Source organism: uncultured Psychroserpens sp., from assembly GCF_947494225.1.
Classification (GTDB): domain Bacteria; phylum Bacteroidota; class Bacteroidia; order Flavobacteriales; family Flavobacteriaceae; genus Psychroserpens.
The window spans coordinates 506325-522043 of the sequence record NZ_CANLUG010000001.1 but is presented as its reverse complement, the minus strand read 5'-3'; the positions used below and the strand labels follow the sequence as shown (position 1 = coordinate 522043).

14 protein-coding genes are annotated in these 15719 nt (G+C 34.5%); 9 read left to right on the top strand and 5 right to left on the bottom strand.

Annotation, left to right across the window (positions count from 1 at the left end; genetic code table 11):
- The first annotated feature begins 68 nt into the window (after positions 1-68).
- The 9 genes from Q0893_RS02325 (at position 69) to Q0893_RS02285 (ending at position 8046) form a co-directional block, all read left to right on the top strand.
- Positions 69-2753 (top strand): hypothetical protein, encoded by a 2685-nt coding sequence (locus Q0893_RS02325; protein WP_299272215.1) that lies wholly within the window; start codon positions 69-71, stop codon positions 2751-2753.
- Positions 2754-2771: 18 nt separating this feature from the next.
- Positions 2772-3302 (top strand): hypothetical protein, encoded by a 531-nt coding sequence (locus tag Q0893_RS02320; RefSeq protein WP_298901163.1) that lies wholly within the window; start codon positions 2772-2774, stop codon positions 3300-3302.
- 132 nt (positions 3303-3434) lie between these two features.
- Positions 3435-4547: a WG repeat-containing protein gene (locus Q0893_RS02315; protein ID WP_299272212.1), complete on the top strand. Its 1113-nt coding sequence runs from the start codon at positions 3435-3437 to the stop codon at positions 4545-4547.
- A 43-nt stretch (positions 4548-4590) separates the two neighbouring features.
- On the top strand, positions 4591-4971 hold the full coding sequence (locus Q0893_RS02310; RefSeq protein WP_298901166.1) for a hypothetical protein: 381 nt from the start codon (positions 4591-4593) through the stop codon (positions 4969-4971).
- 7 nt (positions 4972-4978) lie between these two features.
- Positions 4979-5500: an endonuclease V gene (locus Q0893_RS02305; protein WP_299272653.1), complete on the top strand. Its 522-nt coding sequence runs from the start codon at positions 4979-4981 to the stop codon at positions 5498-5500.
- A 299-nt stretch (positions 5501-5799) separates the two neighbouring features.
- Entirely contained in the window at positions 5800-6231 is a 432-nt protein-coding gene (locus tag Q0893_RS02300; RefSeq protein ID WP_366915877.1) for a TIGR02594 family protein, read from the top strand.
- 17 nt (positions 6232-6248) lie between these two features.
- Entirely contained in the window at positions 6249-6680 is a 432-nt protein-coding gene (locus tag Q0893_RS02295; RefSeq protein WP_299272210.1) for a phage holin family protein, read from the top strand.
- A gap of 91 nt (positions 6681-6771) precedes the next feature.
- The gene (locus tag Q0893_RS02290) at positions 6772-7380 is read left to right on the top strand and encodes a hypothetical protein (protein WP_298901170.1); all 609 of its coding nucleotides are present in this window, start codon (positions 6772-6774) and stop codon (positions 7378-7380) included.
- Positions 7381-7407: 27 nt separating this feature from the next.
- Positions 7408-8046, top strand: coding sequence for a peroxiredoxin-like family protein (locus tag Q0893_RS02285; RefSeq protein WP_299272207.1), 639 nt, complete (start codon positions 7408-7410; stop codon positions 8044-8046).
- 62 nt (positions 8047-8108) lie between these two features.
- On the opposite strand, the gene Q0893_RS02280 is transcribed toward Q0893_RS02285, so the two are convergent.
- The 5 genes from Q0893_RS02280 to Q0893_RS02260 form a co-directional block, all read right to left on the bottom strand.
- Entirely contained in the window at positions 8109-9974 is a 1866-nt protein-coding gene (locus Q0893_RS02280) for a M1 family metallopeptidase (RefSeq protein ID WP_298901172.1), read from the bottom strand.
- 16 nt (positions 9975-9990) lie between these two features.
- Entirely contained in the window at positions 9991-11610 is a 1620-nt protein-coding gene (locus Q0893_RS02275) for a S8 family peptidase (protein ID WP_298901173.1), read from the bottom strand.
- A 7-nt stretch (positions 11611-11617) separates the two neighbouring features.
- Positions 11618-12478 (bottom strand): MBL fold metallo-hydrolase, encoded by an 861-nt coding sequence (locus Q0893_RS02270; protein ID WP_298901174.1) that lies wholly within the window; start codon positions 12476-12478, stop codon positions 11618-11620.
- Between the two features lie 130 nt (positions 12479-12608).
- Positions 12609-14816, bottom strand: a complete 2208-nt coding sequence (locus Q0893_RS02265; protein ID WP_298901175.1) for a SulP family inorganic anion transporter — start codon at positions 14814-14816, stop codon at positions 12609-12611.
- Positions 14813-15661 (bottom strand): universal stress protein, encoded by an 849-nt coding sequence (locus tag Q0893_RS02260; protein ID WP_298901176.1) that lies wholly within the window; start codon positions 15659-15661, stop codon positions 14813-14815. The genes Q0893_RS02265 and Q0893_RS02260 overlap by 4 nt, the downstream gene beginning before the upstream one ends.
- Between the last annotated feature and the right edge of the window lie 58 nt (positions 15662-15719).

Below are 15719 nucleotides of genomic sequence, written 5' to 3'. Positions count from 1 at the left end.
AGGTCTTTGAGAGAGGGACAGGGTGAGGTTTGTTTTAAACGAATGTTTAACAATAAAAAAAGAAAATCATGAGTGATTTTAATAAAATAATTGAATATCTGAGATATACGAGGCAAGATGAAGAAAATGAGGCTAAAACCACACATAGACCAGCAATTATTATTACCGAAGATTTTGATTTAAATGCTCCATTTCATGAGGAAGATTATATCTATGTGGATAAGGAAAAGATAAAAAACCACGATGGTTATTATACATTGCAACATCTTTATAATGCTTATTATTCAAGGTTGTATTTAAGAACAATATCTAATGATGAAATAGAGTATTATATAAGAAAACCAATAGAAATAGATGGAGAAGACCATTATCAATATAAGAAACTACCTTATGGAGATTGGCATGTTAATAACCCTTTGTCGTTTACCGAAGTAAAAGTGGGTTATACATTTTATTACAGTTCAGAGTTAGAAAAGTGTATTTATTTGCCTTTAAATGAGGTGGTAGTATTACCAGAACAAATTACATACCATCCTAAAGATTTAAAAAACAATCCATCAGGAGAATATTCTTTTCAATTTAAGGATGCAGAAGGTTACTCTGGAGAAAAGCTTGAGACGGTTTGGGCAGAACTAGATCCCACGGGATATTCTAGAGCATATAATAATATCTCTTTAGCTAAGAGAAAGGTTGAATTTATTAAGAATCAAAAACCAGGCTTAATGCATCTTTTTCCTAAAATTGATCTTAATTGTAGGCAAACAAAACTAAGGTATAATTATTATGAAAAAGGAGTGCCAAACAATAGCTTTTTAGGCGATCCTGTTTTAGAGCTAAAATTCAATCATTTCGGGGCGCAACTTTTGTTTTTGAATGCCACGATATTTTATTATTTCAATGAGTTGGATGACTTTGATGTGACCAGAGAAAGACAGGCTTTTTTTGATGACTATACAAGTTTTGTAGATGATTTATTGAATACAAGAAACAATAATAAAATATTAGAGGTTTTGTACTATGTGCCAACCTTTCATTTTAAGAAATTAGATAAAAATTTCTTATGGACGGTTCTAGATAAAGTTTTAGAAGGCTCAATAAACAACATAGGTCTAGATACTGAAGATATTGTGTTGCACTTACTTAAAGGGTTGCTAGAAACATCTACTAGTCCAGATGCATTTTTGCTAAAACTTATTAAAGAAAGAGAAAACAAGGAAACACGTTTTTCTATACTTTATAAAGGTATGGATGGCGAGAATTTTGTCTCTTTGATTTGGTTTTTATATGATACATGGGTAAAAAGTACATTTACAGATTTAGATAATACTTTATTTAAAGCTAGCGATGGTCCATTACCAATACCTTATAAGTCGGAAAAATTCATAGGGTTTTATAGTAGCAACAAGAATTTTGATTTTATCTCTAATAACAACATTTATGTGACCGAGGATGAAACTTGGGTAGATAATGCTATTAGTGTGTTTGATCCTGGAGCGGGTAAGGCTATTAATCAATTAGTAGAAGAACAGAATAATTATACCTACCATTATTTCCATCCATTAATGCTTGTAGATGTCGAGCAAGAAAGCGCTATTCCAATACCAAAGTATATTCCAGCATTTTTCTTAAAAGCCAATGAAGATAAAAGTTTTTGGAGTAATGTTGTAACTGGTATAGAATATGGTGTAGACATTATAACCACATTATCTGGTGTTGGTAATATTGCTAAGTTTAGGCATTTATCAAAGATCGCTAAAGTAGCGTCTAGATTTAACAAATTTGATAAAGCGAGGAAGTATGCAAGTGTGGTTTCAAAGATACGTTTGGCTTCTGGTGCTATTGAGATAAGTAGTGGCACGGTAAATGCGTTGATAAAGCTGGCAGATTTAAATAAATCGCCTTTTTGGAAAGAACTCAGTACCTTTTTATTTTGGTTAGAAATGCTATCTTTAGGAGGCGAACTTACCGCAGCCATAAAGAGTGGATTACGTAAGAGTGCAGACGATCTTTTAAAATATGAAAAGGAGCTAGAAAACCATTTAGACGATTTGGTTATCGATGGCAACAAACTAGACTCAGTTAGAAAAACCAAGATAATAACAGAAATGCGCCAAATGGCTAGTTCTACCACTGGCAGAGGGCTTTCTGGTTTTGGTGGTGTTGCAAGATTATATGCTAGATTTTTAAGCAAAAGTGTTGATGATGTTTCTAAAGTTGTAAAAAAAGCAGAGGAAGACATACTTAAACTTGCAAACCCTACTGGAAAAGTGAAACCGGAAGATCAATTGGAATGGGCTTTTGTTCATAATGATAAGAAAGGATTCCGAACAATTAAGCCAGTAACCTCTAAAAAACATGGATTTGTAGATTGGGATGATATTTTTGATGAAGGGGTACTTACTAAACCAAGAATAGAAAGTTTAAAAGGAGCAGTATATACTCATAATCACCCAAATTTTTCCAGGTTTAGTTCCAGCGATATTACAACTTTTTTTGAATTTCAACTTAAAGAAATACGAGCTATTAATACTGATGATGTGATATATAGCCTAAGACTTAAACAAGGCGCAAAAATTACTAAAAGAGAAGTAGATGATATTATGGACATTTATAGAAGAAAAGTAAAATACTGGGTTAAGCAGTTTAATCTTGATATGAACTTATTGAATGATCGTATACTATTAGAGGATTTTAAGGAAGAATTTTTATTAGATATTTTTAAAAATGTATTAGATTACCGAGTAATTATATAACAGCAAAAACAATTTATTATGATAGATAGAAACAAATCAGAATGGCTATATTATAGAAGCATATATAAAACAGCCGTAGGGAAAGAGGACTGGGATGACCCTAAATGGAGAGAACTACATTTTCCTAATGAGGAAATATTTTGTAATCAACTATTAGAAAGTAGTACAGAAGATTTTGTTAAAACATTAGTATGGATATTCAGAGATCGATATCCTATAGAGTTTTCATATTTAAAAACTTCTATGCATGGTCTTGATGAGCAAGGCATACCAAAGTATAAAGATATTAACACCAGAAAGGCGCAAGACATTGAACCAATGACTGTGGAATCTGAAATACTAAATGATGTCAGAAGTGTTACAGTGCGTTTTAAACAACCTCAATCAAATGTATTTATGTGGATAGAAACAGAGTTAGAGGGCCTGGATTATATTAAAGAAGGGGAAACTCAAATAACTTATCGCGTTACAGACAGTCCTATAGCCCACGTTGAAGCTATAGAGCAAGGTTTTACCATACATGTTAATAAAGACAAGATAATTTACTAACCCCGATAGCGCGGATTTGTAATCCGTGCCAATAAATGATTTATAAAAAGCACACATTTTAAATGTGTGCTTTTTTTAAAGCCAAATTGTCTTAATTTTAGAACGTGTTTATAATTTAAGCCTCAACAATTCATGACAGACGATTTTTTAGAGCAATACTACCAACAATCGCTTAACCAACCGGTACCTTACCGCAAAGGCAAACTTTGGGGCTACGCTAATATTTGGGGCGATATACTTATCGACCCACAATATGATAAGGTGGATTTTTTTTATCAAACAGAGCTTTCAGATCTAGACAGTTATCGCGCTCTAGTTAAAAAGAACGGACGTTTTTATGTCATTAATAAAGACAATATCAAATGCTCTAATCAGTACAAAAATGCTGAGGTTGTAGATCCTTATGATACCGAATTTGTCTTTTTCGAAGTGACCTCTAATAGCAATACAATTGGTGTGTTTTTTAAAGACCAACTTATTTTAGAGCCTATCTATGACGAAGTGGAAGCCGATAACCAATACCTAAAAGTAAAACGAGACGATAAATATGGGCTGGTAGATTATAACGGAGACTTCATTATCCCTCTCGAGTATGACGCTATTGAAGCTGCAACAGACGAAGAAGAATTAAGACTATTAACCCATTGGGACATAACGCTTAATGGGGAGACTTCTCGTGAATCTATCGTAAACAATACAGGAATAGGCATCACAGGCGAAGACATTTTTGACGATGACTTTTTTAGCACTATGGTTACTTCAATTACAAAAGAAAGCAATATTTTAAATCGTATTTCTAATGGTGATAAACATGGTGTACTCCTGATAAAATCCAATAAAACCATCAAGCCCGAATACGATGCTATAGAGGTCGCTTATAGAATGTTATACGAAGAACCAACTCAGGTTAAAGATTATAACGCCATGGGACAAAAGGTGTTGTTTATTGTTGAAAAGGAAGGTAAATTCGGACTTATAGATGAAGATTCAAACGTTATTTTACCTACGGAAATGGATAGCATAAATAACAATGGCTATGATGTTTTTAAATTAGAGAGAAACCAGCAAAAAGGCATGTACAACCATGCTAAAAAAGCGCTTTTTTTTACGGATTATGACGAGATATCTTTTCCAGAATTTATTGACCTAAACGCCAAAGAAGATTATAGAATATATAAGATTAAAATGGAAAACGGAGACTTTGATTATATTGGAGAAAACGGTATCAAATATTACGAGAATTAATAAAACTAATTAAATAGAACTCTTACGTATCACTATTAAAAATATGACCTATACATATACAAACAATTTTGGCGAAGAAGCAAAATTTAGTGATTTAAACCATTTGCAAGATGTTTTAAATAAACCCTATCACAGTTGGGAAGAAGGTTCAGGGGATTCGGCAATCCATATTGACGATCAGCAGCGTTTGATATTTTTTAAAATTAAAGAAGGTATATTTATTATGCAGCACCCAGACTATCTCTCACCTACGATTAATAATGATCCTATTAGTATGCATAAACATTATGTTGGAGGGCAAGAAATGAGTATCTCTAGCGCAAATCTATGTCACAAAACCATAGCCTATCAAATACTAAAAGACTTTATCGAAACAGGACAGCTGTGTGATGACTACGAATGGGCAGAAATAACCACAGAATAATAATTTAATCCGTAAAACAACAAAAATGTATCTCGCCTTAGACGTTCACTATAAAGATAACTACGCCAAAAGTGTAGGTGTCACCTTTTTAACCAAAGATGATGAGACACCTCAAGAAACACTTATTAGCACTTTAGAAGACATAGCGCCTTATCAACCAGGCGAATTCTATAAACGCGAATTACCTTGTCTGCTAGAGGTAATTTCGAAAGTAAATCGTAACGACTTACAGGCTATTTTGGTTGATGGTCATGTGTATGTCGATAATGATGGTCAGTTTGGTTTAGGTGGATATTTATATGAGGCATTACACAACCAGGTTCCAATTATTGGTGTGGCTAAACGTGCCTTTCATGCCAATAAAAATACCATTATAGAGGTGCTAAGAGGCACAAGCAACAATCCACTGCACATTTCAGCCATTGGTATAGATGTCGCCGAAGCTGCACAATTTATAAAAGAGATGCATGGTAATCATAGGCATCCAACACTTCTCAAAATATTAGACGGCATTACTAAAACCGCATAAAACAAATTACAAAATTTAACACATAATCTTTGTGAAATGTTTGTATATATTTTGTAATATGATTATATTTGTATTCGCTTTTCTAACAAGGTTTAACCTTAGTTAATAACAATTCGTGTTAAGTGGAAACTCGTAAAATCTAGATATATCCTATTCTGGTTAAGAAAAACATCAACAAAAGATATCTTAGATATAGAGTTTGGTCTACTTAAAATCAATTTAAACATATGTGTGAATATCAACACGATGTTTCTTGAGGTGAATACATTTTTATTCACTTAAATTAAATACCATTTTAAATGATGAATATGATCACTAAAGCGCTATCTGAGTATGGCGTTAAGGAAACTGTTGGCTCCAAAGACAACCTTAGAATTTTAAAATACTTTAATGAAATTGGTTTTGATGGCTCAAAACTTAAAGACGAAACAGCATGGTGTAGTGCGTTTACTAATTGGGTGGCTAAAACCTCTGGATATGAATATTCAGGGAAACTAACCGCAAGAAGTTGGTTGCGCATAGGCACATCAACAGCAACGCCAAACGTAGGTGATATTGTCGTGTTTTGGCGCGAATCACCTAAGAGTTGGAAAGGTCATGTTGGATTTTTCATTAAAGCCACAAAAAGCTATGTGTATGTTCTTGGAGGAAACCAACGTAACATGGTATGTATCAAGGCATACCCAAAACATAGAGTGCTAGATTATAGACAACTAGCACCAAAAGAATAACCTATAAAACAATAGATATGGAAAAAGTAATCAAATTTTTGTTTTGGTTGCTAGCACTCCTATCTCCTGTTACTGCAGTTATGGTAACAATGGTGTTTTTAATCATTGTCGATTTTATTACAGGCGCGTATGCCTCATTAAAAAATCAAATACCTATTCGTAGTTCTAGAATTGGGCACACCATTTCTAAATTCTTTATCTACAACCTCGTCATTTTAGCAGCGTTCTTTTTAGAAAAGCACATTGTTAATGAGGTGCCGTTTTTAAAGATTATTGCTGGATTTATCGCTATTACAGAGATCAAATCCATCTTAGAGAACTACAATACTATTTATGGTGTTAACCCTTTTAAAGCCTTAGTTAATGTAATCAAATTAACACCGCTTAAGGAAACCATAGAAACGCTTACAGAAGATGATGAATCGAAATCAAAACCCGATTCTGAGTAAAGTAACAAAACATTAAGCCTATGATGTCTCTAAGTGAGTTTTAGGAAGCAAAACCACTTAGAGACAGAGGCTTTCATTAAAACAGCAAATTATGAAAACACCACATATATCAACAGAAAAAACACTGCTATTAACGATTTTAGCGATTGTCATTTTTAATATGCTGCTTAGACAATGCAGTAAAGGCAATTCTAAAACCGAAGATAGCCCCCAAATAACTATTGTTAGAGATACTGTTTGGCAAACTAAAATAGACACCTTTAAAGTGCAAACCATAAAATATCAAACCGTTTATGTAGATCGAGATTATATTAAAACGGTATATAAAACCAGGCCGCAAACTAAAGATTCGTCTGCCTTTGTAAAAGCCAGAGCTTATAAAGATACGCTTAGTAATGATGACATCGATATTTTTAGTTACAACTTAGTAGACGGACAACTATTAGATAGTGAGATAGCATACAAACTGAAAGTGCCGAGAGAAATCACAGTGACTAAAACCATTGAATATCCAAAAACCTATAGAAGTGGTCTGTATCTCTTTTCTGAAATAGGAGGCAACCAAAACCGCTTTGATAATATCAGTTTGGGTTTACAATACAACCGAAAAGGAAAATGGTTTGTGAGTTATAGAGCAAACCTTAATCAATTACAAGAGCCTACACATAACATTGGTATTGGTGTAAGGCTATTTAAATAATAGAGACCAATGTCAAAAAGAAAATAGATGTCTCTTACCGAAATACTAAAAGCCCATGCAGATCAATCTGCTTTAAAATATCCTGAAGCCGTAAAGCTCATTATGCGTGATGCGATTGATCAATTATCGGCCTCAGAACTCACGCATAAAGCGTTAAAAACAGGAGATACGTTTCCGGAGTTTACATTATCTAATGCCAAAGGAATTGAGGTATCTTCAAGAAGTTTATTAGAACAAGGACCTTTGATTGTAGCATTTTATAGAGGAGGATGGTGCCCTTACTGTAATATCGAATTAAGAGCCTTACAGGATGCCTTGCCAGAGTTTAAAAGTAGAGGTGCTCAATTGGTAGCCATAAGCCCTGAAAGTCCTGATAATTCCTTATCTACGACCGAAAAAAACAACTTAGACTTTGAAGTGTTAACAGACACAAATAATGCCTTAGCAAAATCTTTAAATTTAGCCTATCAATTACCAGAAGATTTAGTAGCGCTATATGCTAATAGGTTTAAAATAGATTTAAATAAAAGTCAGCAAAATGATAATAATGAGCTGCCTATTTCGGCAACTTATGTTATAGATACTTCAGGAAAGATTAGGTATCATTTCATTGAAGAAGATTATAAATTACGAGCAGACCCTAAAGCAATTTTGAATGCATTATAAATGAAAAAGGAAATAAAAAAACCTCAGCTATTGCTGAGGTTTTTTTATGATATAAAGTTTATTTATTCAGAAACAGAGTAGGTATTATTGTCCTTATTGATATCTGCCATAAATTGATTAGGATCAATTTGTACAGCCTTTACAGGCTTCGAGGTTTCTAAACTATACGTTGGATACGCCCAAGCCCAATCGGCTTTTGTTGTTGCCGACGTTACTTTTTCTCCACGCATTTGACGCAACGGAATGTAAAAATCTTCGGTAGAACCGTCTGTATAAGTTACAGTTAGATCAATAGGCATTGGCATGAGGCCAATACGTTCTAAGGTTACCGTATTTCCATCAACACTTTTAACCGCATAGTCTATGGTGTTGGTCGTTTGACCAAAATCCATTAAATACCAATCCAATTCCATGCCTGATATTTTTTCGGCAGTCCGAATGATATCCATAGGTTTTGGGTGTTTAAACGAAAAATCGGCAAAGTACTTTTTGATGGTTTTCTTTAAATTGTCTTCACCCATTATATAGCCTAGTTGTGCTAAAAACACTTCACCTTTACTATAAGCTGATCTCGAGTACGCCCGATTAACAGCATAGCGATCGGCATGTGTTGTAAGCGGTTGCTCTAAACCAGATTTGGCTAAATTAATATAGCCATTATAACCACCAGTATAAGGATTGGTTCTGTTTGAATTTGTTAAAGCATGCAAAGCTTGGTCTTCAATATAGCTCGTGAAACCTTCATCCATCCACTCATGTTTAGATTCATTACTAGCCAATATAAACTGAAACCAGCTATGTGCCATTTCGTGAGCAGTAACACCAATTAAGCCATTAATGCTGCCTTCACCAACAATAAGTGTACACATTCCATACTCCATACCACCATCGCCACCTTGGATGACAGAATATTGTTTGTATGGATATTTCCCAACATGCTCACTGTAATAGTCCATTAGTCGTGCTGAAATAGGTTGGAGCTTTTTCCAGTTGTCTAATTTTTCTTGAGGCATTGTCTTTTTATAAAAGAAATGAAGCATTGGTCCATTGGCAACTTGTAATCGATCATGAATGTATTCTGGATCTGCTGCCCAAGTAAAGTCATGAACATTAGGCGCTATAAAATGCCAAGTGAGCTTTTTTCCTTTAGTAACAACTTCCTTATCTGTATAACCATGTCCAATGTCTTCGGGGTTTTGTAAGTAACCAGTACCACCAATAGTATAATTTTTGTCAATGGTAATTTTAACATCAAAATTTCCCCACACACCATGAAATTCCCTTGCTATATAAGCGTTAGCATGCCAACCTTCGTCGTCATATTCTGCTAATTTAGGATACCATTGTGCCATAGAGAGGGCAACCCCTTCTTTATTATTACGTCCCGAACGGCGAATTTGAACAGGCACCTGACCATCAAAAACCATATCAAAATCAACAGTTTCGCCTGGTTGAATCGGGGTATTGAGTTTAACCTCTAAAACAGTTCCAGAAAGTTCGTGTGATAGTGTTTTTCCGTTTTGTTTTAACGACTTTACTTTGATATAACCAATTTCATCTGGATTTAATTTCGCAATTCTACTTTCATAGATAGGATTTTCTTTTGTTCCAACATTAGTGGCCATTCTTCCATCTGGATCCTTTATACTTTGTATACGCGCATCCATTTCACTTCCTGGTTGAAACGCATTAAAGTACAAGTGATAAAACACTTTGTCTAAAACATCGGGTGAATTATTTGTGTATTTTATATTTTGAGTGCCCTTAAATTGATAGGATTCTACATCCATATCAATACTCATGGTGTAATCGGCTTGTTGTTGCCAATACCCATCTTTTTTATAGGTAATTGTGTTGTTTTGTGCGATGATTTCCGAAGAAAACAATATCATACAGACACACAATATTGAACCAATTTTAAATCTCATAATACTAAAATTTAATTTATTTAGAATTTGCAACTTGCGATGCCATGATTAATGCGTTATAAGCATTAACAATTTTCCCAGAAGTTGAAATTTCTGAAAGTGTTTTAGCGTCTTTATTTTCACCAACTGTCACTTTTGCTTTTATAGGAAGACCAGAATCCATAAGGATTTTTTTAACCTGAGCAGCAGTTAAACTTGGATATTGCGAACGAATTAAGGCCGCAACACCAGCTACATTTGGAGCGGCCATTGAGGTGCCGCTATTTAAATCGTATTCATTTTCAGGCATGGTTGAATAAATATCACTTCCAGGAGCAAATACATCTACATTTACTTTACCATAGTTTGAAAAACCAGAGACCATATCAGACCCATAATTTTGCGTAAGTGATCCTACAGTAATAAAATTATCTGCAACTTCAGGACCAGTACCAACAGCATCATTTGGGAAGTTTTTAACCACATCAATATCTGCACTATCGTTTCCTGCGGCATGCACAAATAACACATCTTTTTCTGCAGCATACACAATTGCATCTCTTACCCAATCACTATGTGGAGAGAATGATTTCCCAAAACTCGCATTGATGACCTTTGCGCCATTATCTGCAGCATAACGAATAGCTAATGCCACGTCTTTATCGTATTCGTCTCCGTTAGGTGTTGAACGAATGGCCATTATTTCTACGTTATTAGCCACACCATTCATCCCTTTTCCATTATTGCGCTCGGCAGCAATTATTCCAGTAACATGTGTACCATGACTTTCACTTTTTCGAGAGGGTCTAGGATTGTTGTTTCCATAACCAGGTTTATCATTTAAGTCATTTGGATTATCACCTGTTTTACGACCTTTTAAGTTTTTGTTGAGGTTAGCATTTAAACGCTCATTAATACCTTCTAAATCGCCTTTTATTTCTTTTCTGGCTGCAGCTAAAGACTCAATATCGTTGCTATAAATAAATTGAGCCACTTGTTTTGCTCGTCCTAAGGCTTCGTCTTCGGTTTTAATAGCAGCGACTTCTTTTTTTGTGTAATCAGCTTTTCCAAAGTGTGCTTTTAATTTATCATCGGCAGACACTACGGCTTGGTAAATTTGATCGTACTGTGCTTTATAACCAGAATATTTTTCATATTCAGTCTTGTACAAGGCTTCAGCTTCGGCATATCGTGGGTTACTTTTATCTCCAGATGCCAATAATCGTACATATTCTAATTGTTCGTCGTAGGCATCTCCTAAAAAATTCCAACCATGAATATCATCAACATACCCATTATTATCGTCGTCTTTTCCGTTGTTCGGAATTTCATCTTTGTTTGTCCAAAGAACATCATCTAAATCTTCATGGTCTATATCTGTTCCAGAATCAATAACAGCCACAATTACTGTTTGCCCCTTTTTTCCTTTAATGATGTCTTTATAAGCTTTATCGACGCTCATTCCAGGAATGGTGTCTTTTGCCAAATCTAAATGCGACCAAGTGTTTTGCTCTTGTTCGGTAAATTCAGATTCTTTAATAGGTGATGTATCTATATTTTCAACAGGAGTAGAAAGCACGCCTGTTGTTGATCCACAGCTCAACATAATAGTTGAAATGAATATTGAATAGATTACGGGTTTAAATACATTTTTCATAGTCATATTAATTAAAAATATCGTTTGTAGTATAAGTGTCTTTTAGTCGAACACCTTTTTCGGTGTGTTGAACGCTTATAATCTCATTATGAGCATCGTGCTCCAAAAATAAATAGAAATTTTGATCTGCGGCTAGGTTTAAAAAGCGCTCTTTTTCATCTAAAGTTAATAAGGGTCTAGTATCATACCCCATTACAAAAGGTATAGGTAAATGCCCTACTGTAGGCAGTAAATCTGCCATAAAACAAATGGTCTTTCCTTGGTAATGAATCATAGGAATCATTTGTTTTTCGGTATGACCATTAGCAAAAAAAATATCGAAACCTAATGCAGAGTTTTTTAGTATATCAGTTTCTGGGAGTCTGGTGAACTTAAGGTGCCCACTGTCCTCCATAGGTAATATATTTTCTTTTAAAAATGAAGCCTTTTCACGACGATTGGGCTGAGTTGCCCATTTCCAATGGTTTTCGTTACTCCAAAAGTGTGCATTTTGAAAGGCGGGTTCATAGCCAGTTTTGTCTTTATTCCATTGAATACTTCCGCCACAATGATCAAAATGCAAATGAGTCATGAATACATCTGTGATGTCGTTGCGATGAAACCCATATGCTTTTAGCGAGTTATCTATAGAGTCATTACCCCAAAGATGGTAGTAGCCATAAAACTTGTCACTTTGCTTATTTCCCATACCTGTATCGATTAAAATTAATCGGTTTCCATCTTCAATAAGCAAACAGCGTGCCGCTATGTCTATCATGTTGTTGGCATCGGCAGGATTGGTTCTTGTCCATAATGATTTAGGGACAACACCAAACATAGCGCCTCCGTCGAGTTTGAAATTTCCAGCATTAACAGGATATAAATTCATGGATGCAAATTAATAAATAAGATAATGAACACGATAGGTTTTAGCAGTTTATTATGAATTGAATAGTAATGCAATAGCAATACGATATTAACTTATGAGAGTTGTTGTGACGAGTGTCTGGTTTCTAAAATTAAAGAATATCAGATGAAATCACAGATTTTAGTCGTTTTCCAAAATCTAAAAGCGCTTTTATTTCTTTTGTACTTGCTAAACGTTGCTTACTAAAAATAAGTAAACTATTTCCATTAGACTCTATATGATAATATGGATTGCTCTCAAAGAAATGAACTAAATCGTCATTAAAAAACTGTTTAATTGTACCTGTGTTTTCACCTACTAAATGAAAGCGTTTCGAAAAGTCTTGATGTTGTTCAAAGTTAATATCAGAAAACCCAGCTATAGCATATACCTTGTCTATTAAGGTCTCTCTGTCTAATGAGAAAACAGGAATAGACGTATTTAGATCAATGTGTAACATTGATGCTCTTACGACTTCTTTAGCGATAAATTCACCTTCCGAAAACTCGATATCAAACAACTTAAATTGATTGGTGCTATCGATTAACTCATTATAAATATGCTTTGGTTGTTTCGTTTTAAAAAACAAGAAAGGGCTTAAAAAATCGGTGTTTTTATTCTTATCGGCACTATATGAGAGACTGTAATCTTTAGCTATTGTTTCTAGGTTTTCTTGTCTTTTGGTTAGGTTGTATCCAAAGAGTTTAGGTACTGCAGCAAGTTTCCTTAAAGCAAACGGGTGTTTAGAATCGGCATCATGCATGTCTAATCCAATAATATCAAAATGCCCTCCTTTTTTTGCAAATGCACTTTGATAGTTATGAAGGTTTTCCATGACCGTGTGATCAACGAACTCACACATAGAGAAATCTACGATAACATCATTATCTTCTGAAATAGCATCTAATTTTTGTTTCAGTCTATAAAAGTTGGCGAAAGAACAGAAATGCTTGACACTCACATAATAGTTGGATGTTGCGTCTTCTTCTTTAAACATTAAGACATTTGGTTTTACCCAGTGTCTTAAAAATAGTGTTACATTTTTGTTGATGATAAAATGGATGATAACAGTAACAAGTACACCTGCCGAAATCCCAATGATTAACCCAAGTTTTAAGGTTATTAAAAGCGTAACAAAAAAGATAATAAGTTGCTCTTTCCCTACGGAAAAGATCTTTTTAATTAAATCAGGTGACGCCAATTTATAACCTGTATATACAAGAATAGCCATTAGGGCAGGCAAAGGAATTCTTGTCATTTGTGTGCTAAAGAGTACGATAAAAACAACAAGGAAAAAGGCATGAGAAAAGTTAGCCGATCTATTGGTTCCGCCATTATTAACATTTACTGAACTTCTTGCAATAACTGTAACCACATTTAAACCACCTAAAAACCCACTTCCAATAGTTCCTAAACCTAAGGCTTTTAAATCTCTATTAACGTTTGAGCGTCTCTTTTCAGGGTCTAATTTATCTACTGCTTTAATACTTAACAAAGACTCGATACTCGCAATTAGTGTTAACGATATAACACTTCCCCAAAACGCCAAGCCACCAATATTTGCAAAAGAGACTTTTGGTAATTGCGTTGTGATTTCAGAAAATGTAGGAATCGCAGGAACCATATATTCTCTAGCAATTGGGTTGTCTTGATGTAACACCATTTCAAAATAATAGCTAAAGCCTATCGATAAAATAACAATCCACATTGGAGCAGGAATGAGTTGTAAGTATTTGTTTCTTATTTTAGAATAGAAAACCATGATAAACAAGCTTAAAATACCAGCTGCTGCCGCATAAATTAAGCCTGTGTTTTCATAATGTAAAGCATCTTTTATTGTGTAAGGAATTTCGATGAGGTAGCTTATCGGACTATCTCGAACAATTTCATGACCAAACATTATATGAAATTGTTTTCCTAAAATGATAAGCCCAATGGCAGCTAACATACCCTGAATAGCTGATGAGGGGAAAAAATCGGCAAGGTTGCCCATACGTAAAAACCCAAGAAGCATTAGCAAAACTCCCGAACAAATAATAGCAGCATATGCCGCTTCCAACCCTAAAGTACTAATAGCTCCAAGTGTTACAATAACCAAGCCGTTTCCTGGGCCTGTAATCGTTACATGACTACCTCCTAAAATAGAAACAATAACACCTCCAACGATAGCTGTAATAACTCCCGCGATGGCAGGTGCATTACTAGCCATAGCAAGGCCTAAACCTAATGGCAAAGCAATAAGACTTACTACAAACCCTGAAAAGATATTTTTAGGGAGTTGCTTAAAAAAAAGGGCTGTATTGTTTTTCTTTGGCGTCATCTAATTATTAAAACATCAGTTGGTAATTCAGATAAAATATATTCGATATCATGTGGAAATAAACGATCCCAAAAACCAGATTTCATTGGTGCATTCATCACTAATAAGTCGGCTCTTATAAATTGAGCATAATGCCCAATACTATAACCTCTTTTTCCAAAAATAGATTGTGTTTTTGTCTCTAAATCTTTTTTATAGGCATCAGGAACTTCAGAAATAATATTTCTTACACGAGACTCTTCCCTATGTTTAAGACGTTCTTTAACGATTGCCGATTTCCGAAGTGATTTATCATCATCTACGCTAACAGCAACTTCTTGTTTTGTAATTTCTTCTACGATTGTAATGCGCTTAGATCCTAATTTGTGTGACACAAAATAGGCGGTAGAAATTGTCTGTTTTGTTTTCGGGTCATCAAGACCATTAACCACTATGTGTTTACAAGCAATACGCTCTACAGATGGTTTAATGAGTAACAAAATAGAACATTTTGCTTGCCTTGTTATTTTTCTAGCGATAGTTCCTAAATAGTACTGTACAAGATTTTCTTTTTGAAGCGCTCCTAAAATTAAAAGGTCTACTTTTTTTTCTTCGGAAATAGATAGAATAACATCAACAGGGTCTCCTGTTTTAAAAACCATTTCATAGTTGAGGTTTTGATCTATAAAAGGCTGAAGTATATCTAGAAGCTGTTGTTCTTTTTCTTCAGACAATTCGCCAACATGAATAAGCACCAGAGTGCTCTCAAAAAGCAAGGACAATCGTGCCGCTTCATAAATATTAGCCTTCAGGTTGGGAGAAAAAGCAACTCCTACCCCAATGGTATGGAAAATTTTGTCAGTCAAGGGCTATAAAAATCAATTCGGGCGGTAAGGTAATATTTTTTTTGGGCTTACTGAAACA